18 protein-coding genes are annotated in these 19,840 nt (G+C 58.3%); 16 read left to right on the top strand and 2 right to left on the bottom strand.

Annotation, left to right across the window (positions count from 1 at the left end; translation table 11 throughout):
• Window positions 1-95 precede the first annotated feature (95 nt).
• From IRT44_RS04275 to glyA, 10 genes are all read left to right on the top strand, one after another.
• Window positions 96-593, top strand: coding sequence for a sporulation protein (locus IRT44_RS04275; RefSeq protein ID WP_171564065.1), 498 nt, complete (start codon window positions 96-98; stop codon window positions 591-593).
• A gap of 297 nt (window positions 594-890) precedes the next feature.
• Window positions 891-1,967 carry a peptide chain release factor 1 gene (gene prfA / locus IRT44_RS04270; protein ID WP_171564066.1) on the top strand — a complete coding sequence of 359 codons (1,077 nt, stop codon included), beginning with the start codon at window positions 891-893 and terminating at the stop codon, window positions 1,965-1,967.
• On the top strand, window positions 1,951-2,859 hold the full coding sequence (gene prmC / locus IRT44_RS04265; RefSeq protein WP_230077514.1) for a peptide chain release factor N(5)-glutamine methyltransferase: 909 nt from the start codon (window positions 1,951-1,953) through the stop codon (window positions 2,857-2,859). The genes prfA and prmC overlap by 17 nt, the downstream gene beginning before the upstream one ends.
• 250 nt (window positions 2,860-3,109) lie before the next feature.
• Window positions 3,110-3,976: a stage II sporulation protein R gene (spoIIR, locus tag IRT44_RS04260; protein ID WP_171564070.1), complete on the top strand. Its 867-nt coding sequence runs from the start codon at window positions 3,110-3,112 to the stop codon at window positions 3,974-3,976.
• A 182-nt stretch (window positions 3,977-4,158) separates the two neighbouring features.
• Window positions 4,159-5,250: an L-threonylcarbamoyladenylate synthase gene (locus tag IRT44_RS04255; RefSeq protein ID WP_171564072.1), complete on the top strand. Its 1,092-nt coding sequence runs from the start codon at window positions 4,159-4,161 to the stop codon at window positions 5,248-5,250.
• 54 nt (window positions 5,251-5,304) lie between these two features.
• Window positions 5,305-5,865 carry a manganese efflux pump MntP gene (locus tag IRT44_RS04250; RefSeq protein WP_171564073.1) on the top strand — a complete coding sequence of 187 codons (561 nt, stop codon included), beginning with the start codon at window positions 5,305-5,307 and terminating at the stop codon, window positions 5,863-5,865.
• 105 nt (window positions 5,866-5,970) lie between these two features.
• The gene (locus IRT44_RS04245) at window positions 5,971-6,414 is read left to right on the top strand and encodes a low molecular weight protein arginine phosphatase (RefSeq protein ID WP_171564075.1); all 444 of its coding nucleotides are present in this window, start codon (window positions 5,971-5,973) and stop codon (window positions 6,412-6,414) included.
• A gap of 169 nt (window positions 6,415-6,583) precedes the next feature.
• Entirely contained in the window at window positions 6,584-7,039 is a 456-nt protein-coding gene (rpiB, locus tag IRT44_RS04240) for a ribose 5-phosphate isomerase B (protein ID WP_171564077.1), read from the top strand.
• Window position 7,040: 1 nt separating this feature from the next.
• Entirely contained in the window at window positions 7,041-7,610 is a 570-nt protein-coding gene (locus tag IRT44_RS04235) for a TIGR01440 family protein (protein WP_171564079.1), read from the top strand.
• Between the two features lie 56 nt (window positions 7,611-7,666).
• Window positions 7,667-8,917 (top strand): serine hydroxymethyltransferase, encoded by a 1,251-nt coding sequence (gene glyA, locus IRT44_RS04230; protein ID WP_171564080.1) that lies wholly within the window; start codon window positions 7,667-7,669, stop codon window positions 8,915-8,917.
• Window positions 8,918-9,730: 813 nt separating this feature from the next.
• Here glyA and IRT44_RS04225 read toward each other — a convergent pair.
• Both IRT44_RS04225 and IRT44_RS04220 read right to left on the bottom strand, forming a co-directional pair.
• Window positions 9,731-10,576, bottom strand: coding sequence for an IS3 family transposase (locus tag IRT44_RS04225; protein ID WP_230077168.1), 846 nt, complete (start codon window positions 10,574-10,576; stop codon window positions 9,731-9,733).
• Between the two features lie 17 nt (window positions 10,577-10,593).
• The gene (locus tag IRT44_RS04220) at window positions 10,594-10,890 is read right to left on the bottom strand and encodes a helix-turn-helix domain-containing protein (RefSeq protein ID WP_171566349.1); all 297 of its coding nucleotides are present in this window, start codon (window positions 10,888-10,890) and stop codon (window positions 10,594-10,596) included.
• A gap of 519 nt (window positions 10,891-11,409) precedes the next feature.
• Between IRT44_RS04220 and upp the strand changes: the two genes are divergently transcribed.
• The 6 genes from upp (at window position 11,410) to bioB (ending at window position 19,839) form a co-directional block, all read left to right on the top strand.
• Window positions 11,410-12,039 carry a uracil phosphoribosyltransferase gene (gene upp / locus IRT44_RS04215; protein WP_171564081.1) on the top strand — a complete coding sequence of 210 codons (630 nt, stop codon included), beginning with the start codon at window positions 11,410-11,412 and terminating at the stop codon, window positions 12,037-12,039.
• A 13-nt stretch (window positions 12,040-12,052) separates the two neighbouring features.
• Complete coding sequence (gene wecB / locus IRT44_RS04210; RefSeq protein WP_171564082.1) at window positions 12,053-13,201, top strand: non-hydrolyzing UDP-N-acetylglucosamine 2-epimerase; 1,149 nt, start codon at window positions 12,053-12,055, stop codon at window positions 13,199-13,201.
• A 200-nt stretch (window positions 13,202-13,401) separates the two neighbouring features.
• On the top strand, window positions 13,402-16,551 hold the full coding sequence (locus IRT44_RS04205) for a phosphodiester glycosidase family protein (RefSeq protein WP_230077513.1): 3,150 nt from the start codon (window positions 13,402-13,404) through the stop codon (window positions 16,549-16,551).
• A gap of 146 nt (window positions 16,552-16,697) precedes the next feature.
• The gene (bioA, locus tag IRT44_RS04200) at window positions 16,698-18,089 is read left to right on the top strand and encodes an adenosylmethionine--8-amino-7-oxononanoate transaminase (RefSeq protein WP_376717859.1); all 1,392 of its coding nucleotides are present in this window, start codon (window positions 16,698-16,700) and stop codon (window positions 18,087-18,089) included.
• A gap of 5 nt (window positions 18,090-18,094) precedes the next feature.
• A complete protein-coding gene (gene bioD, locus IRT44_RS04195; protein ID WP_230077511.1) occupies window positions 18,095-18,838 on the top strand; it encodes a dethiobiotin synthase in 744 nt (247 codons plus the stop codon).
• Complete coding sequence (bioB, locus tag IRT44_RS04190) at window positions 18,835-19,839, top strand: biotin synthase BioB (RefSeq protein ID WP_230077510.1); 1,005 nt, start codon at window positions 18,835-18,837, stop codon at window positions 19,837-19,839. The genes bioD and bioB overlap by 4 nt, the downstream gene beginning before the upstream one ends.
• The last annotated feature ends 1 nt before the right edge of the window (window position 19,840 follow it).

The raw sequence follows: 19,840 nt of genomic DNA, 5'->3' as shown, positions 1-19,840 counted from the left end.
TTGAGGGATTCTGCTCGTGAAGGCCTCCCCTGTTTGCCTGTGAATGGCCGTCGCCTGCGATGCGCACAATAAGGCAAACAGGAGGTGGCTTTTTTATGCGATGCCAGTCCTTTTGGAAAAGTACTCTGGGCGTGCTGGCCGCCGTTGTGCTGGCATCTCCCCTGACGGCCGGGTGCGGCCGGACGATGCCCCAGGAGCAAAGCTACGGCGCGCAAAGTTACGATCCACAGCAGCACGCGACCATCAAAAGCGATCGGAATGATGACGCCATTGACCGGGGGGCGTCTCCGCTGGAAGATCGGGACAGCTTGATGGGGCGCAACCAAAACCCCAACATGATTATCGGTCACAGCAACGTGCGTTCCACACAGATCGATATGGACAACATGGAAGCCATGGCCAAATCGGTGCCGGGCGTGGAAAACGCACGAATCACACTGAGCGGCGGAAATGCATATGTTACGTTGGATTTGATCCCCAACGTCACGGCAGCGCAGGCCCGGTCCATCGAACAGCAGGTGATCGCCGCCCTGCGTAAAAAAGTGCCGCGCTACGATTTTCACATCACCTCAAACGACGGGTACCATCGCTGATTCCCCGCCCGATGCTTTTGTCAGGCTGGACTGATGCCAGCCCTGCCTGCCAGCACCGGCTGCGGGGTACAGCCGCATGGCGATCCTCCTCCCCGTCACTCGCTGTTCGGCTCGGTCGGGCTTGTTTGCCGCACTGTTTGAAAACCAAGCTTCTTCGATGCAATCGCTTGTCTTAAGTCCAAAGGCTCGGCCATGCCGGGCCTGTTTGCCTGCTTGTGCCGTTTTGACTTTTTCCACATCTCCCTCTATAATTTATCTGTTATAGTCGACAGTATTTTAACGGTGGGGTGAAATGCAGTGTTCGAGCGCTTATCTGCGGTTGAAGAGCGTTATGAAGAAGTGACCAATCTCCTATGTGACCCCGACGTCATCAACGATACGAAACGACTGCGCGAACTGTCCAAGGAGCAGGCTTCTTTGGAAGAGACAGTGGTCGTCTACCGTGAATATAAATCGGTCGTAAGCCAGCTTGAGGATGCCAAGGCGATGCTGGAGGAAAAGCTGGACGACGAGATGCGCGAAATGGTAAAGATGGAAATTTCCGACCTGAGCAAGCGCAAGGAACAGCTTGAGGGCCGTTTGAAAATTCTGCTGCTGCCGAAAGATCCCAACGACGAGAAGAACGTCATCATGGAAATCCGCGGCGCGGCAGGTGGCGACGAAGCTGCGCTGTTTGCAGCCGATTTGTTCCGCATGTACACCCGCTACGCCGAGCGGCACGGCTTCAAGGTGGAAGTGCTGGAAGCCAACCCGACGGACATCGGCGGCTACAAGGAAATTGTCTTTTCCGTCAGCGGGCGCGGTGCGTACAGCAAGCTGAAATTTGAAAGCGGCGCACACCGTGTGCAGCGCATTCCGGCCACGGAGTCGGGCGGACGGATTCACACCTCCACGTCGACGGTCCTCGTGCTGCCGGAAGCGGAAGAAGTGGAAGTAGAGCTGAACGAAAAAGACATCCGCATCGATACGTTCTGTTCCAGCGGCGCCGGCGGGCAGAGCGTCAACACCACGAAGTCGGCCGTGCGGGTGACCCACATTCCGACCGGCATCGTGGTTTCCTGTCAGGATGAAAAGTCGCAGAACTCCAACAAGGAAAAGGCGCTGCGCGTACTGCGCGCCCGCCTGCTGGACTATTATCAGCAGCAGCAGATGGCGGAGCAGGACGCCACCCGCAAAAGCCTGGTGGGGACAGGCGACCGCAGCGAGCGGATTCGCACCTACAACTTTCCGCAGAGCCGCGTCACCGATCACCGCATCGGTCTGACGCTGCACCGTCTGGAAGCGATTCTGGAAGGCGAATTGGACGAAGTCATCGACAACCTGATCATGCACGAGCAGACGGAGCTGTTGAAGAGTCATGCAAGCACAGCGTGAATGGCCGGATGTGACGACAGTACGGGAAGCCCTGGCACGGGCTTCTTCCTTTTTACGCGAGGCGGGCGTGGCCGATCCGCCGTTTGAAGCGGAACTGCTGCTCCGTCACTGCCTTGGGTGGGACCGGACCCGCTATTTGATTTCCTTGGGCGAACCGATGCCCGCTGACGCCCTGGCGTGCCTGATCGACCTGTGTCAGCGCCGGGCACGTCGCGAACCGATCCAGTACATGATCGGCACTCAGGAGTTTTACGGCCGTCCCTTTCGCGTCCGTCCCGGCGTGCTGATTCCCCGGCCGGAGACGGAGATTCTGGTGGAACAGGTGCTGCGGCACGCAGCTGACATCTGGCCGTCGGAGCAGCCGCTCGTCGTCGCAGACATCGGCACGGGCAGCGGAGCCATCTGTGTCACGCTGGCCTGCGAACGGCCGCATTGGCAGGTGAGCACGGTAGATCTTTCGCCGGATGCTACCGTGATCGCGCGCGAAAACGCGGAGCAGTTGGGCGCACGTGTCCGCTTTTTGCAGGGAGACCTCACCCAGCCGCTGGTGGAGGAAGGTCTGCAGGTGGACATTCTGGTCTCCAACCCGCCGTATATTCCGAGTGCCGTGGTCGACACGCTGGACGCAGAAGTGCGGGCGTACGAACCCCGGCTGGCGTTGGATGGAGGGGCGGACGGACTGGACTGCTACCGCCGCCTGTGCGAGGCGCTGCCTGCAGTGCTGAAACGGCCGGGGCTGGTCGCGTTTGAAGTGGGCATTCATCAGTCCCGTGACGTTGCCGGTCTGATGAAGGAAAGCGGCGTGATCGACGAGGTGGAGATCATCCCCGATCTGGCGGGGATCGAGCGGGTCGTCGTCGGGCGTGCGGGGACACCCTCCTCTCAGCGCTGAAGAAGCGTGGTCGTGTGCGCAGCACGATCGTTTGCCGTACGTCACGCAGACGTCTTGAACCGCTGTGTTTATCGCGGAAGCTCCGCATACGTTACGCTAGAGTCGGATCGTTTTGCCAGAGTCGCATACGTTTCGCTAGAATCGCGTAATGTTTTTGCGAGAGTGCGTATGTTTTCGCTGGATTCCGTCCATACTGGTTGCTAGAAAAAGAGATTCGCAGCAACTGTATGAGAAAGGGAGTAGGATAAACATGAAGCGGTTCTGGTTGGCGGCATTCTGTGTGTTGATGTTAATGATGAGCTGGGAGGGACAGCTTACGGCGGCCAATGTGCTTGACAACGGGCCGATCCCTCAAGAGTCGATCCGGCTGCGGATTATCGCCAACAGTGATTCCTTGCAGGATCAATGGCTGAAACGGGAAGTGCGTGACGCGATCGTCGCACGGATGAACGAGTGGGTCACGGAGATCCGCTCTTACGAGGAAGCCCGCCAGGTGGTGGCTGCCCGGCTGCCGGAATTGCAGCAGCTTGTGGACCAGACGATCCGGGAGCGGGGGTTTTCCTACCCGGCCGAGGTTGATTTCGGTCGTGTTCCGTTCCCGACCAAATTGTACGGGACGTATGTGTACCCCGCCGGGGACTATGAGGCGCTGCGCGTCCGCATTGGAGAAGCCAAGGGGCAAAATTGGTGGTGTGTCCTGTTTCCGCCGCTTTGCTTTATCGACATGTCCAACGGCGACGCGGTCCAGGCGGCGTCCGTCGAGCCCGATACCGAGTCTGAGCCGTCAGGCCAAGACGACGGACAAATGGAGGCGGCAGCGCAGCAGACGCTGCCGGCCGTGATGGCTGACGTTGATTCCGAATGGGAAGCATTCGCGGAACGGCGCCTGGCTCACCTGGAAGCCCGCTGGTTGGGCGACGTGGAAATGGCAGCAGATCAACCGCCTGCCGAGCGAGAGGGCAATCCGTACAAAGCTGCCGATCGCGACGCGAAGCAGGAGCAGCAGCCAGCCGGCAAAAACCCGCAGGGAACAGACGTCAAGGAGACGACGGCTGTTCAGCCGAATATGGAAGTACGCTTCTTCTTCTGGGAAAAACTGACCGCCTTCTTCTCCTGATTTTCAAGATAACGACACCCGGTTACGCCGTGGTGTCGTTTTGCATATCGCTTGGGAACGTTCTGAAAAAAGTGAAACTTATTCACAAGTTACCCACAGCCTGTTGAAAACTTGTATCATCACCTCTATACTAAAGGCACGAATTGTTGTGAAACGAGCATACGGAAAGGATATTCGCCAAGATGGAAGAGCATCGGGAAACAAAGCTATGGACTGTGAATAACACTGTGGATAACGCTGTGGAAAATTGGCAGGGTTGTCCACAGATTGTGGATGCCGCCCAACTGCTCCGCGACGGGGAGGTCGTCGCCTTTCCCACGGAAACCGTGTACGGGTTGGGGGCAAATGCATTGTCGGACGACGCTGTGGAAAAAATATTTTTGGCAAAAGGCAGACCTGCCGACAATCCACTGATTGTCCATGTAGCCGACGAAGCACAACTGCAAACGGTTGCCGAAGCGGTGTCGGATAAGGCCCGCCGGCTGATGGAGGCGTTTTGGCCCGGACCGTTGACGCTGATCCTTCCCAAGACGGACCGGGTGGCCTCGTTGGTGACGGCCGGGCTGAACACGGTCGGCGTGCGGATGCCGGACCATCCCGCTGCGCTGGCGCTCATCCGCCAGGCTGGTGTGCCGGTGGCCGCGCCCAGCGCCAATCGCTCGGGCCGCCCCAGCCCCACGACGGCTGCCCACGTCCTGACTGACCTGGACGGCCGCATCGCCGGCGTGCTGGACGGCGGTCCCACTGGTGTCGGGGTGGAATCGACGGTCATCGACGTGACGGTGGAGCCGCCGATCATCCTGCGGCCGGGAGGCGTCACCCGCGAGCAGTTGGAAGCGGTGATCGGCCCCGTGGAGCTGGACCCCGCCTTCTCCGCCGGTTCGGCGGAAACTCCGCGCTCGCCCGGCATGAAGTATGCCCACTACGCTCCAGAGGGCGAGATGTGGCTCGTCGAAGGTGAGGAGCCGCGCGTCCGGGAAAAAATGAACGGCATGCTTGCCGAGGCCAAACGCCGCGGACTGCGCACCGGGGTGCTGGCCAGTGCGGAGACGGCATCGTATTGGCAGGCACATCCCGAAGCCGATGTCGTGCTCTCCGTCGGGTCGCGGGCAGAACCGGGTGAAGTGGCGCAGCGCCTGTACGCGGTGCTGCGGCAGTTCGACGAGCGACAGGTGCAGTTTATCGTCGGGGAAACATTTCCCCGCTCCGGTCTGGGAATGGCGGTCATGAACCGTCTGGAAAAGGCAGCAGGCGGACGCATTCTGTCCGTGTGAATGTCTAAACGCCCTCTTGTCCGCATATGGTGAAGAGACAGGAGGGGGAGCGGTGTGGACCTGACCATATTTCATTGGGGACAATTTTTAACCCTGCTGGTGATTGCCTTTGCCCTGAGCATGGACGCGTTTTCACTGGGAGTGGGCGTGGGGATGGTGGGCATGCGCCTCAGAGAAATCATCAAAGTCAGCATCACCATCGGGTTGTTTCACGTAGCCATGCCCTTCGTGGGGATTGCCATCGGGGTGTACTTGTCCGGGCTGGTCGGGGATATTGCAGTGTTTATCGGCGGTGCGGTACTGATGGTCATCGGTGCGAATATGCTGTGGAACGGGTTCGTGCAGAGCGAGGAAAAGAGCATCCTGTGCACGAAAGGACTGGGACTGTTGCTGTTTGCCGTCAGCGTCAGCCTGGACGCGATGACGGTCGGCTTTTCCTTTGGCTTGATAGAGGTAAACAAACTGCTGGCGGTCACCCTGTTTGGCATCATGGGCGGTGTGATGGCCTACTGCGGCCTGATGATCGGACAAAGGGTGGGAGGATGGCTGGGCGAGTACAGCGAAGTATTAGGTGGACTGATTTTGCTGGGATTTGGTCTGAAATTCATGCTGTGACACTGCTGGCTGACGGCAGCGGCAAAACGGGCCCGAAATATTTGAAAGATCGCTTGCTTGGAAGATGGTTCTGACAGCAGCTTCGCCGGAAAGGGGGAGAGACACGTGAAGCGAATCTTGTTCGTCTGTACGGGAAACACCTGCCGCAGCCCGATGGCAGAGGCGCTGTTTAAAGCGAAGGCAACGGACGGCCAGTGGGAAGTCCGTTCGGCGGGAGTGGCCGCGTTCGACGGTCAGCCTGCTTCCCTGCACGCCATGCAGGTGCTGGCGGAACGGGGTATCGATCACGATCATCAGGCACGTCGGCTGAACGACGACTTGGTCGCCTGGGCCGATCTGATCCTGACCATGACGCAGGGCCACAAGACGATGATCCAGAGCATGTTTCCCGGTGCAGCAGAAAAAGTGTTCACACTGCGGGAATATGTCGGCGTGGAAGGGATGAGCGACATCGCCGACCCGTTTGGCGGTACGGTGGAGGACTACCGGCGCTGCGCAGAGGAAATCGAAGAGTCGCTGGACTACCTGATTAACAAATTCACAGGCTGACGTTGCGGCGCATATCGTGAAGAGATGAGGTGCTGGCAGTCGGCCAGGGCCTGCTTTTGTATAATATGGCGAACATTTTTTTGCAACTCACTTAAAAATGTTCACTTTTTACATTGCCGATTCTGATGTATAATGGCAGAAGATCACGACACAAGCGAGGGATGGCAGGATGAAAGTGGCGATTGGCGCCGATCACGGCGGGTACAACCTGAAGGAGGAGATCAAGAGGCTGTTGACCTCGATGAACATTTCCTTTGAAGACTTCGGCTGCACCTGCAATGATTCGGTCGATTATCCCGACTACGCATTGCCGGTGGCGGAAAAAGTGGCGGCAGGGGAGTTTGACCGCGGCATCCTGGTATGCGGGACAGGCATTGGCATGTCAATCGCAGCCAACAAGGTGCCCGGCATCCGCTGCGCACTGGTGCACGACACGTTTTCCGCGCGGGCGACCCGCGAACACAACGACTCCAACGTACTGGCCTTGGGCGAACGGGTGATTGGTCCGGGGCTGGCGCTGGACATCGTGAAAATCTGGCTGGAGACGGAGTTCCAGGGAGGGCGTCACGCGCGCCGCGTGGAAAAAATTGCAGCGATTGAAGCCAAACATGCGGGAGTGAAGTAAGGTGGACATGCTCGCAATCGAACGGCAGGTGAGCGCGCTCGTCTCTGAAGTGGCAGAGTTGGCCGAGCTGCGGCCGGGGCAGATTCTCGTCATCGGCTGCAGCACCAGTGAGGTGCTGGGCAAGCAGATCGGCAAAGCGGGCAGCCGGGAGGTGGCGGCCGCCATTTACCGGGGGATTGCCGCCGTTCAGGAACAACGCGGTTTTGCGCTGGCTTTTCAATGTTGTGAACATTTGAACAGGGCGCTGGTCGTGGAGCGAGAGACACAGGAACGTTACGGTCTGGATGAAGTGACGGTCGTCCCCGTGCCGCAGGCGGGCGGTTCAATGGCCGCACACGCATACGCCCACATGGCCGATCCCGTCGTGGTGGAGCACGTTCGCGCACATGCCGGCATCGACATTGGCGACACGCTCATCGGGATGCACCTAAGGCACGTCGCCGTCCCCATTCGCCCCTCCTGCCGGACAGTGGGGGACGCACATGTCACCGCAGCGCGGACGCGTCCCAAGCTGATCGGCGGAGCCCGGGCGGTCTACGACCGAACACCGTCGTCGGAGAGTTGTACCTAGGTCGGACAAGCGGTATTCCTACCAAGATCCCTGAGTGTAAAGAGGAGGAGACAAGCATGCTAGAGTTTTTGCGCAAGCAGGATCCGCAGGTGGCGGAAGCAATTCGACTGGAACTGGGCAGGCAGCGCGACAAGATTGAACTGATCGCGTCTGAAAACTTTGTCAGCCGCGCCGTTATGGAAGCGATGGGCACGGTTCTGACCAACAAGTACGCGGAAGGCTACCCGGGCCGCCGCTACTACGGCGGCTGCGAGTATGTGGACGTCGCCGAAAACATCGCCCGTGACCGCGTCAAGGAGCTGTTCGGGGCGGAGCACGCCAACGTGCAGCCTCACTCCGGGGCTCAGGCCAACATGGCGGTCTACTTTGCCGTACTGAAGCCTGGTGACACCGTGCTCGGCATGAACCTCTCCCACGGCGGACACCTGACGCACGGCAGCCCGGTCAACTTCTCCGGCACGCTGTACAACTTTGTGGAGTATGGTGTGGACAAGGATACCCACCGGATCAACTACGACGATGTGCGTGCAAAAGCTCTGGAGCACAAGCCGAAGCTGATCGTCGCTGGCGCCAGCGCGTACCCGCGCACGATCGACTTTGCCAAGTTCCGCGAAATTGCCGACGAAGTCGGTGCGTATTTCATGGTGGACATGGCCCATATCGCCGGTCTCGTGGCGGCGGGACTCCACCCCAATCCGGTGCCGCATGCGCACTTTGTCACCTCCACCACCCACAAAACCCTGCGCGGTCCCCGCGGCGGCCTGATTCTCTGCAAGGAAGAGTTCGCCAAGGCGATCGACAAGTCGGTTTTCCCGGGCGTGCAAGGCGGTCCGCTGATGCACGTGATCGCAGCCAAGGCGGTCGCGTTCGGCGAAGCGCTGCAGCCTGAATTCAAGACGTACGCGCAGCAGATCGTCAACAACGCTCAGGCATTTGCCGAAGCGCTGAAAGCTGAAGGGCTGACGCTGGTTTCCGGCGGCACCGACAACCACCTGGTGCTGGTAGACGTGCGCAACCTCGGCTTGACCGGAAAAGTGGCGGAGCACCTGCTGGACGAAGTGAACATCACCACCAACAAAAACACGATTCCGTACGATCCGGAAAGCCCGTTTGTCACCAGCGGCATCCGCATGGGTACCCCGGCAGTGACCAGCCGCGGCTTTGACGAAGAAGCGATGAAAGAAGTGGCAGCCATCATCGCCCTGACCTTGAAAAACCCGGAAGACGCAGCCAAACACGAAGAAGCTCGCCAACGCGTAGCGGCGCTGTGCCAACGCTTCCCGATGTATGAAGGCCTGACAATTTAATTTCAGAACGTGCATGCTGTGGCAAACAGACCCCGTGAATAACTCCGGGGTCTCAGCATGTAGACAAAGTCCGTGGCGCATGGGTGATCGGGCCCGCTCGCTCTCTTGACGCCCGGCAAAGAAGTGAATGATGTCCGCTCCAAAACGCGACGCGGGCAGGGGGCAAACATCTGGGTGTTTCGACGAAGTGAGACTTGTGCCCCCTGTTTTTCCCCGCGTCTTTCGTTTTTCCGCTGAGCAGGTCGTCAAAGGAGCTCGCTTGGCCCATCCCTCCATGCGATGTACGTTGTCTTTAGCTTCGGTTGATGAATGTGCAGGCCTTCCGGCCTGGAAATTATGGAAATCGTTTTCTGGTGGACGCTTACTAAATAAACAGTTTGTCTTCAATCTGAGACCCCGTGAATAACTCCGGGGTCTCAGCATGTAGACAAAGTCCGTGGCGCATGGGTGATCGGGCCCGCTCGCTCTCTTGACGCCCAGCAAAGAAGTGAATGATGTCCGCTCCAAAACGCGACGCGGGCAGGGGGCAAACATCTGGGTGTTTCGACGAAGTGAGACTTGTGCCCCCTGTTTTTCCCCGCGTCTTTCGTTTTTCCGCTGAGCAGGTCGTCAAAGGAGCTCGCTTGGCCCATCCCTCCATGCGATGTACGTTGTCTTCAGCTTCGGTTGATGAATGTGCAGGCCTTCCGGCCTGGAAATTATGGAAATCGATTTCTGAGGACGTTTACTAAATAAACAGTTTGTCTTCAATTTAAGACCCCGTGAATAATGGTCAAGACCCCATTTTGTAGACACTTAAAAAACCCCCGGCCGTTAGGCCGCATGCTGACGCCTGTACTCGACTGGCGTCAGCTTATTTAATTTGATTTGCAAACGCTCCTCATTGTAAAAACGAATGTACTCCTCAATTCGTCTTTGCGCCTCATCCAAACTTCGAATATCATAAGGATAGAGAGCTTCTGCCTTTAAGTGCGAGAAGAAACTCTCCATAGGGGAATTGTCTAAACAATTGCCCCTTCGGGACATGCTGATTCGGGCGCCAACCTTTTGCAGCATGTCGTGGTATGCATGGGACGTGTACTGGAAGCCTTGATCGCTGTGTACGATCAGTCCAGTCACGTCCTTATGCTTTTCAAATGCTTTCCGAAACGTCTCCAGGACAAGGACATTGTCATTGTGTAAGCTCACATGGTGCGCCACGATTTCGTTGTGAAACAAGTCTTTAATCGCAGATAAGAAGATACGTTGATCTCCTACACGAAACTGGGTAACATCGGTGACCCACTTCTGGTTCGGTTTCTCGGCTGTGAAGTCACGCTTCAACAAATTTTCGGCAACACGACCATCTGATTCAGCCGCTCGATACGTGCTCCGATACGCTCGTTTGCCACGAATAATGGCTTTCAGTCCAAGAATTTGCATGAGCCGTAACACCTTCTTATGATTCACAACCTTGCCGTATTGACGAAGGAGTTCCGCTTGAATTCTTCGATACCCATATATTCCTTTTCGTTCATCATAGATGGTTTGAATCTGCTGTTTCAGTTCTCCGTCTCTATCCCACTCCTTCTGTGCAAGATATCGATAATACCCACTCCTCGATACACCAAGAAGTTTGGAGAGTTCGGTAATCGGGTACAATGCTGCCACATTCTCCATCACACGATACTTTTTTCTTACACCTCCCGCATCCAGATTTCCAAACACTTTTTTAGAATTTCGTTCTCCCGTTTCAATTTTTTCACATGTCGATCTTGATCGATGTACTCTGGACGTCGTCCACGCTGATCCAAAAGACCGAACTCCCCAAGTTGTTTGTATTTCCGCATCCATTTTTTTACTCGATCCTTATCCTGGATTCCTAAATGCTCAGTGATACGTCTGTATGTCCACTTCTCCTCTACATGCAATCGTATTGCCTCCATTTTCAACGACAAAGGATAATGCTTGAACTTTTGACCTTTGATAGCCATAAAAAATTCACCCCTTAAAGTAACATCGGTTATCCCAAGGGGTTTTTCCAATGTCTACTTTAAGGGGTGCACTCTATAACTCCGGGGTCTGTTTTTTGTTTGTAAAACACGATGTATGGTTTGATTTTTATGCATATTGTTCCGGACATAATCGAATTCGGCACTCGCCTTTGTTGGAAATCATGTGAAAAAATGTTAGGATATGCTTGTGTTTTTACAAATGAGGTTTGCTCGTAATCTAATCAACACGGGGGAATTCCCAATGAATAATCATCGGAAATTTGATATTGCTGAAAGCCATGTTAGTGAGCTGAGAGAATTTTTCTTGGAAAAATACAAGGAATAGACAAACGGTAAATGTGGTGCCCCGTGTAAGCAACAAGGAAGGGCCATCATATAAAAAAAGCCCCCACTCAGGCAGGGAAAGAGAAAAAAGTACGAAGATTGGGCAAATTGACGGCGCCTCTCTCCTTCGCTATGATGGAAAAGATGCATTGATACGGAAACGGAGGAACATGCATGAGCCGCGTATACGTATTTGACCACCCGCTGATCCAGCACAAGCTGACCTATATCCGTGACAAAAACACGGGAACCAAGGAATTTCGTGAACTGGTAGACGAAGTGGCAACCTTGATGGGGTACGAGATTACCCGCGACATGCCTTTGGAGGAGACGACCATCGAAACACCGGTGGCGACCTGTAAAGCGCGCGTCATTTCCGGCAAAAAGGTGGGACTGGTGCCGATTTTGCGGGCCGGTCTGGGCATGGTGGACGGTTTGCTGAAACTGATTCCCGCTGCCAAGGTGGGCCACGTCGGCCTGTACCGCGACCCGGAGACGCTGCAGCCGGTGGAATACTACGTGAAACTTCCGTCCGACATTGCCGAACGTGAACTGATCGTCATCGACCCGATGCTCGCAACCGGGGGTTCTGCGGCAGCGGCCATTACCGCCTTGAAAAAGCGCGGGGCCAAAAACATGAAGCTGATGTGTCTGATCGCCGCGCCGGAAGGCATCAAGATGGTGCAGGACGAGCATCCGGACGTGGACATCTACGTCGCCGCCATCGACGAGTACCTGAACGACCACGGCTATATTGTGCCGGGCCTGGGCGACGCCGGCGACCGTCTGTTTGGGACGAAGTAGGAGAGGAAGTCCGATGAAAAAGCTGAAAGTGATGACTGTGTTTGGGACGCGGCCGGAAGCCATCAAGATGGCGCCGCTCGTGCACGAATTGAACAGGCACGAAGACCAGATCGAGTCGATTGTTTGCGTGACCGCCCAGCACCGTCAGATGCTGGACCAGGTATTGGACATCTTTGACATCCGACCGGACATTGATTTGAACATCATGAAAGACCGGCAGACGCTGGTGCAGATTACCACCCGCGCCCTGGACGAACTGGATGGCGTGATGAAGGAAGTAAAGCCGGACATCGTTCTGGTGCATGGCGACACGACCACCACCTTTGTCGCCAGCCTGGCGGCGTTTTACAACCAGGTGGCGATTGGACACGTGGAAGCGGGCCTGCGCACATGGGACAAGTACTCCCCCTTCCCGGAGGAGATGAACCGGCAGCTCACCGGCGTGATGGCCGATCTGCACTTTGCCCCGACCGAGGGAGCGGCAGAAAACCTGCGGCGTGAAAACAAGCCGGAAGAGGCGATCTACATCACCGGCAACACCGCCATTGACGCGCTGAAAACAACCGTCCGCAGCGATTACACCCATCCCGTGTTGGAGCGCGTGGCAGGCCGGAAAATGGTGCTGATGACCGCTCACCGGCGGGAAAATCTGGGTGAGCCGATGCGGCAGATTTTCCGCGCGGTCCGACGGCTGGTCGACGAACATGATGACATCGCCGTCGTATATCCGGTGCACCTCAACCCGGCTGTGCAGGAAGTGGCGCAGGACGTGCTGGGCGGACACGAGCGCATTCACCTGATCGAACCGCTCGACGCCTTTGACTTCCACAACTTTGCCCGCCGCGCCCACCTGATTCTGACAGACTCCGGCGGCGTCCAGGAAGAAGCGCCGTCGCTGGGTGTGCCGGTGCTGGTGCTGCGCGACACGACGGAGCGGCCGGAAGGAATCGCAGCCGGCACGCTCAAGCTGGCCGGCACCGACGAGGATCAGGTGTACTTCATGGCCGATCATCTGCTGCGCGATGCCGACGCGTACGATGCCATGGCCCGCGCTGCCAATCCGTACGGAGACGGGGAGGCTTCCCGCCGGATCGTCGAGGCGATTTTGCACCATTTCGGACGCAGAGCGGAGCGGCCGGAACCGTTCCGTCCCGGCTTGTAATACTGGGCACTGTTCAACGAGGAGGCGTTGGTCAAACGCCTCCTTTTTGCTGCCCGCAAAACGGCGGTGCAAACGGTCCCCGATGGTCGGTATTTCCAGCAAAGAAAGTGCCCCAAACGATGAAACTATCACCTTGCTCGTGCGTCTATTATGTTGCTGAGACAGTATGAAACAAGAGATATAGGAGAGGAGTTACCAACATGAGAGGGCGGAAGGTTGTCTCGCTTCTCACGGCTGCTGCGGTAGCGTGGGGAGCTTTTGTTCCGTTTGCGCCGGTTGCGGTCCAAGCGGCGCAGGCGAGAGCGGAAACAAGCCCCTTGCAGATGATGTGGGAGACCCCGATCGGGGAAGGGACTATGTTGCAGAAATACACGAAGTCGTTCGGAGGTCAGCAGATCACCATCATGGTGACCAAGGTGGACCTGAACAATCCCTACGTGGAGGTCAAGCCGGTCTACGGCACCAACGGCAAGCTGACCGAGCGGCAGACGGTTACCCAGATGGCTCGGGAGACCGGTGCTGTTGCCGCCATCAACGCCGACTTTTTCAACATGACCAAACGGGGGGCGCCGTTTGGCATCGTCATGAAGGACAAGCAGTTGATCTCGTCGATGGGGCACATCTCCTACTGGTACAGTCTGGGGATTACCAGCGACAAAAACGCGGCTATCGAAAAGTTCGGTTTTACCGGAAAAGTGACGGCACAAAACGGCAATTCGTTTCCGCTGCAGGGACTCAACAAGGAAGAATACAATCCCAGCGAAGGACGGAAAAGTCACGAGAACCAGTTGAACCTGTATACGCCGGCGTTCGGCAAGACCAGCCTCGGAGCGATTGCCGGCTACAAGGACGTCGTCGAAGTGCTGTTTGTGGACAACGTGGCCAAGGAAGTGCGCATCAACCAACCCGGCTTTTACATACCGTACAACGGCTACGTGCTGTGGGGACACGGCGCGGCTGCCAACTTCCTGAAGCAAAACTTCCCGGTGGGGTCAAGGGCGACTGTCGAGTACCAGACGACGCCGCTCAATCAGGACTGGGTGCAGGCGGTGGGCGGAAACGTGCTGCTGGTCGATCAGGGCAAAGCGCTGTCCTCGTTCCCGGCCGACAAATCGATTCTCTCGATCAACGCCCGCACCGCTGTCGGCGTCTCCCGCGACGGCAAGACGCTGTACATGGTGACCGTGGACGCGAGCAAAGGCGTCTATCTGGATGAATTGGCCAAAATCATGGCCGAACTGGGGTCCTGGCGGGCGGTGAACTTCGATGGCGGCGGTTCGACCACGATGGCCGTGCGCATGTTGGGCGAAACGCACGCCAGCCTGGCCAACCAGCCAAAAGACGGCGCGGAACGGCGGGTTCCGACCGGACTGGCCGTGTACAACACGGCGCCGCCGGGAGAACTGGCAGGTTTCCGGATCTTCGGCCCGACAGAAATGCTGATCGGTCAAACGGCGGAGTTTACGACCAAGGCGTACGACTCGCACTACCAGCCGTACGCAGTCAACCCGTCCACCATCGTCTGGGAGGCCGGGGACGCGGGCACGTTTAACGGACAGTACTTCACCCCGACCCGTTCGGGACAGGTATCGGTTACGGCGCGTGTGGGCAGCGTGGCCTCGAGCAGTGCGGTGCACGTCATTTCCGGCAGCGAGGTGCAGCAGATCGTCGTCTCGCCCAATCCGATCACCATCGCGCCCGGACAGACGCTTACCCTGGACGTGAAGATCAAGACGAAAAAGGGACAGCTGATCCAGGCGACCCCGCTCAGCGTCCAGACCAGCGTCAATTCGGCAGCGGCGACGGTCAACGACAAGCTGCAGCTCGTCGCGGGACAGGAACCGGGCAGCGGGACGCTGACCGTAACCTACGATGGCGTCACCACCAGTGTGCCGTTCGTCGTCGGGCAGTTTGAACAGCCGTGGCTTACCTTTGACAATCAAACAGGCATGCACCATGCGGCCGTGCCGGCTTCGATCAACAACAGCGGATCGTTTACCGCGGTATCCGATCCGGTCTTCCGCACCCGCAAGGCAGCCAAGCTGCTCTACAACTTCTCCGGTGCGCCGGCGACCGACCTGCGCATCGCCTACGGCCGCGTTGCATCCCAGCCGGTGACCATACCGGGCAAACCGATCGGCCTGGGGCTGTGGGTGTATGGAGACAACAGCAAGCACTGGCTGCGTGCAGAGGTCATCGACGCCAACGGCAAGACCGTCTACGTCGATTTGGCCCAGTCAATCGACTGGAGCGGATGGAAGCAGGTCAAGGGGTACTTCCCGGCCAACGCAGCTTACCCGCTGAAGCTGAAGAGCATCTACGTCGTCGATCGCCCCGATGACGGCAACCGTCACGACCAAGGAACGCTGTACTTTGACGAGGTCTCCCTGCTCCTGCCGAGCACGGCCGGCAATCAGCCGACCGGCAGAGACATCGTGCCGGAGACGCCGGGCACCCTTTCCCTGGGCGCTGAACTGGACCTCGGCTATTCGTTCGTGCGCACGGCGTCTTTCCTGCAGTCGGCTTCGATCAAGGTCAATTCGATCGTGCAGCAGCAGCTCCCCGGTTACGTGCCGGCCGACTACTCGTTTACCATCAATCCGGGCGCTCTGAAGGAAGGTCAAGAGGACCAAATCTCCACGTCGCCGGTGACGTTGACGCTGACGCCGAAACAGTGGCTGCCGGGCAAAGGCGTGGGCCTGCTGTACGTAAACGAGGCAAACAAGACGTTTGACCAGATCCCTGGCGCCGTCAATGCAAAGGGGCAGTGGGTGTACGAAGTGAACGCCTACGGCACGTACATCCCGTACTACATGGACGGCGGCGGCGTCGCCTTCACGGACATCGCCAACCACCCGGCCAAGGCGGAAATCACCTATATGGCACAAAGGGGCCTGGTGAAGGGATTGACGGAAACCACGTTTGGCCCCGAAGTCCCGCTGACCCGCGCCCAGTATGTCACACTGCTGGCTCGGACGTTCGAATGGGAGCTGCCGTCCTCGCCGAAGCTTGGCTTCAAGGACAAAATCCCGGCGTACGCACAAGGGGCGGTGCAGGTGGCAGTCTCCAAAGGGCTGGTCAAAGGGTATCCGGACAATACCTTCCGTCCTGATCAACCGGTGACCCGGGCGGAAGCGGCTGTGATCCTCGACCGCGTGCTGAAACAAAAGGGGACGACGTCCAAGGCGATCACCGACAAGCAGGCATGGCCCGCCTGGGCTGCCTCGTCGATTACCAACATCGTCGGGCTGGGGCTGATCGACCCGATCGGCAGCAGGTATGAGCCGAACAAGGCGACCACCCGTGCAGTTTGCGTCGTGGCGCTGTACCGGATTTTGCAGAAAAAATAATTGATCGGAATGTCGACGAAAGACCGAGTTCTTCCCGAGGGAAGACTCGGTCTTTTGTTCTGTTTTTGGCCGGGTCTTCAAAAATCCTTTGCAGAAATTTGTTAACTAAAATACAATTTTGGTTGACAAATTGTTTTCCAAATATTGTGCCGAAGGAGGGGACCCGGTTGTCACATCCACATACCTACGAAGAATTGGCACGAAAAAACAAACAGTACCTCTGGCATCCCTTCACGCAAATGAAGGACTACGTGGCGGAAGATCCGCTGATCATCGCGCGGGGCGAGGGGATCAAGCTGATTGACGTAAACGGCAAGGCCTATTACGACGGGTTTTCGTCCGTCTGGCTGAACGTTCACGGCCACAACGTGCCGGAGCTGAACCGGGCGATTGTCGAGCAGTTGGAGCAGGTGGCGCACTCCACCCTGCTGGGCATGGCCAATGTACCGTCCATTCTGCTGGCGGAGCAGCTTGTCGGCATTGCGCCTGACGGCTTGACCAAGGTGTTCTACTCCGACAGCGGAGCGACCGCCGTGGAGATCGCCTTGAAAATGGCGTTTCAGTACTGGCAGAACATTGGCGTCACCGGCAAGCGTTCCTTTATTACCATGAACAACGCCTACCACGGGGATACGATCGGCGCCGTCAGCGTCGGGGCGATTCCGCTGTACCACGAGGTGTACCGGCCGCTGCTCTTTTCCTCGTATACGATCCCGTACCCCTATCCATATCGTCACGAGGGAGAGCGGTCCGCCGTCGAAGAGACGCTCGCCAGTCTGGAGCGGCTGCTTATTGAGAAGGCGGACGAGATCGCCGCGCTGATCGTGGAGCCGATCGTCCAGGGGGCGGGCGGGATGATCATCATGCCCGACGGCTGCCTGAAGCAGATAGCCGATATGGCCCGGGCGTATGACGTGCTGCTGATCGCCGACGAAGTGGCTACCGGTTTTGGCCGCACCGGCAGGATGTTCGCCTGCGAGCACGAAGGCGTGACGCCGGACATCATGGCGGTGGCGAAAGGGATTACCGGCGGCTATTTGCCGGTAGCCGCGACGCTGACAACGGACCGGGTATACGACGCCTTTTACGCCGACTACGAGGAGCAGAAGACGTTTTTCCACGGTCATTCCTACACCGGCAATCCGCTCGGCTGCGCCGTCGCCCTGGCCAACTTGCGTCTGCTTAAAGAGCGGCGGATCGTCGAGGGAGTGGCGGAAAAATCGCGCCGTCTGGCGAAGCTGCTGGCGCCGCTGGCCGATTTTGACCACGTGGGAGAGGTGCGGCAAAAAGGCTTTATGGTCGGCATCGAACTGGTGCGGGACAAGCAGACCAAAGAGCCGTATCACTGGGATGAGCGGATCGGCGTCCGGGTCTGCCGACGGGCGCGGGAAAACGGGCTGCTGACCCGGCCGCTGGGCAACGTCGTCGTGCTGATTCCGCCGCTGGTCAGCACGGAGGACGAACTGGCGGAGATGGTGGGCATTCTGGCGGAAGCGATCGAGGACGTAACCGCGTCAGCCGCGGTCAAAGGAGCGTGACACGGATGGGAGACGAGTGCTTCGCCGGCTTGTTCGTCGCCGGCACCGACACCGGGGTGGGGAAAACAGTCGTGACGGGCGGACTGGCCGCTGCCCTGCGCGAGGACGGCCTGAATCTGGGGGTCTGGAAGCCGGTCCAATCGGGGGGAGAAACGGAAGAAGAGCGGGATTCGTACCGCCTGCGCACGCTTTCGGGTGTAGCCGACGCCTGCGAGGAGATCGCCCCGTTTTCCTTTGCTGCTCCGCTGACCCCGCTGCTTGCCGCCGAGGCGGAGGGCGTCAGCCTTTCCCTGGAGACGATCATTGCGTCCGGCCGGCTGCTCAAGCGCCGGCACGATGCGCTGCTGGTGGAAGGAGCGGGCGGATTGGCGGTTCCCTTGACCGCAAGCGAGCTGATGATTGATCTGGCCGCCCGCCTCGGCATGCCGCTGCTGCTCGTGGGGCGCGCCGGTCTGGGGACGATCAACCACACCCTGCTGTCGGTGGAGTACGCCAGGCAGCGGGGCATCACGGTAGCGGGGGTCATCCTGAACGGCAGCCGTGCGGACAATGGCGACCAAAGCGTGGTAAGCAACGCGGCGATGATTGAACGGTTCGGCAATGTGCCCGTGCTCGGGCAGATACCCTGGTTGGAAGGGAACATGACCCGTGCCGGTGTGATCGAAGCGATACGCCGCCATGCCGATCTGGAGCGCATCCGCGGCTGGGTGGTAAAAAGCATGCTGCAAAAAGGAGAGGATTGCCGATGAATCGAATGGTGACGGCCGTAAACTGGGCGGATTACGCGGAAAAAGCGCTGGCCGGGGAGGGACTGACGCGGGAGGAGGCGCTGTCCGTGCTGCGGGCGGACGACGACGACATCCTGCCGCTCATGCACGCCGCTTTTCGCGTTCGAAAGCGCTACTACGGGAAAAAGGTAAAGCTGAACATGATCATCAACGCCAAGAGCGGGCTGTGTCCCGAAGACTGCGGCTACTGTTCGCAGTCGATCGTCTCCAGCGCGCCGATCCAAAAGTACACGCTGTTGGACAAGGAGACCCTCCTGGCAGGAGCGCGTGAGGCGCTGAACCGCATGGCCGGCACCTACTGCATCGTCGCCTCCGGACGGGGCCCCACGGACAAGGAGCTGGAGCAGGTGATCGAGGCGGTCAGGGAGATTCGCGCCACCATGCCGCTGAAAATCTGTGCGTGTCTCGGCCTGTTGAGTGAGGAACAAGCGGCCCGGCTGGCGGAGGCGGGCGTCCACCGCTACAACCACAACCTGAATACCAGCCGCGCCAACTACAGCAACATCACGTCGACCCATACCTACGATCAGCGCGTGGAAACGGTGGAAACCGTGAAGCAGTCGGGGATGTCCCCCTGCTCCGGGGTGATCATCGGCATGGGAGAAAGCGATGAGGAGGTCGTCGAGATGGCGTATGCGCTGCGCGAACTGGACGCCGATTCCATCCCGGTCAATTTCCTTAACGCGATTCCCGGCACACCGCTGGAAGGATACGGGCGGACGCCGGCCCTGCGTGCGCTCAAAGTGCTGGCGCTGTTCCGGTTTGTCTGTCCGACCAAGGAAATCCGCGTCGCAGGCGGGCGCGAGGTCAACCTGCGGACCCTGCAGCCGCTGGCCCTGTACGCGGCCAACTCCATTTTCGTCGGCGATTACCTGACCACGCCCGGCCAGGAGGTTGCGACCGACCATCAGATGATAGAAGATCTCGGCTTCGAGATTGAGCGCTGCGCGCTGCAGGAGTGAG

It is taken from the genome of Brevibacillus sedimenti, assembly GCF_020923495.1.
Classification (GTDB): Bacteria; Bacillota; Bacilli; order Brevibacillales; family Brevibacillaceae; genus Brevibacillus; species Brevibacillus aydinogluensis.
Note: the sequence above shows the minus strand (reverse complement) of the source record. Positions and strands in the feature narration are given on the sequence as shown.

Coding starts and splice junctions, on each gene's coding strand:
- IRT44_RS04275 (WP_171564065.1), top strand. CDS start 96: ATGCGATGCCAGTCCTTTTGGAAAAGTACTCTGGGCGTGCTGGCCGCC.
- prmC (WP_230077514.1), top strand. CDS start 1,951: ATGCAAGCACAGCGTGAATGGCCGGATGTGACGACAGTACGGGAAGCC.
- spoIIR (WP_171564070.1), top strand. CDS start 3,110: ATGAAGCGGTTCTGGTTGGCGGCATTCTGTGTGTTGATGTTAATGATG.
- IRT44_RS04255 (WP_171564072.1), top strand. CDS start 4,159: ATGGAAGAGCATCGGGAAACAAAGCTATGGACTGTGAATAACACTGTG.
- rpiB (WP_171564077.1), top strand. CDS start 6,584: ATGAAAGTGGCGATTGGCGCCGATCACGGCGGGTACAACCTGAAGGAG.
- glyA (WP_171564080.1), top strand. CDS start 7,667: ATGCTAGAGTTTTTGCGCAAGCAGGATCCGCAGGTGGCGGAAGCAATT.
- IRT44_RS04225 (WP_230077168.1), bottom strand. CDS start 10,576: ATGGAGAATGTGGCAGCATTGTACCCGATTACCGAACTCTCCAAACTT.
- IRT44_RS04220 (WP_171566349.1), bottom strand. CDS start 10,890: ATGGCTATCAAAGGTCAAAAGTTCAAGCATTATCCTTTGTCGTTGAAA.
- upp (WP_171564081.1), top strand. CDS start 11,410: ATGAGCCGCGTATACGTATTTGACCACCCGCTGATCCAGCACAAGCTG.
- wecB (WP_171564082.1), top strand. CDS start 12,053: ATGAAAAAGCTGAAAGTGATGACTGTGTTTGGGACGCGGCCGGAAGCC.
- IRT44_RS04205 (WP_230077513.1), top strand. CDS start 13,402: ATGAGAGGGCGGAAGGTTGTCTCGCTTCTCACGGCTGCTGCGGTAGCG.
- bioD (WP_230077511.1), top strand. CDS start 18,095: ATGGGAGACGAGTGCTTCGCCGGCTTGTTCGTCGCCGGCACCGACACC.
- bioB (WP_230077510.1), top strand. CDS start 18,835: ATGAATCGAATGGTGACGGCCGTAAACTGGGCGGATTACGCGGAAAAA.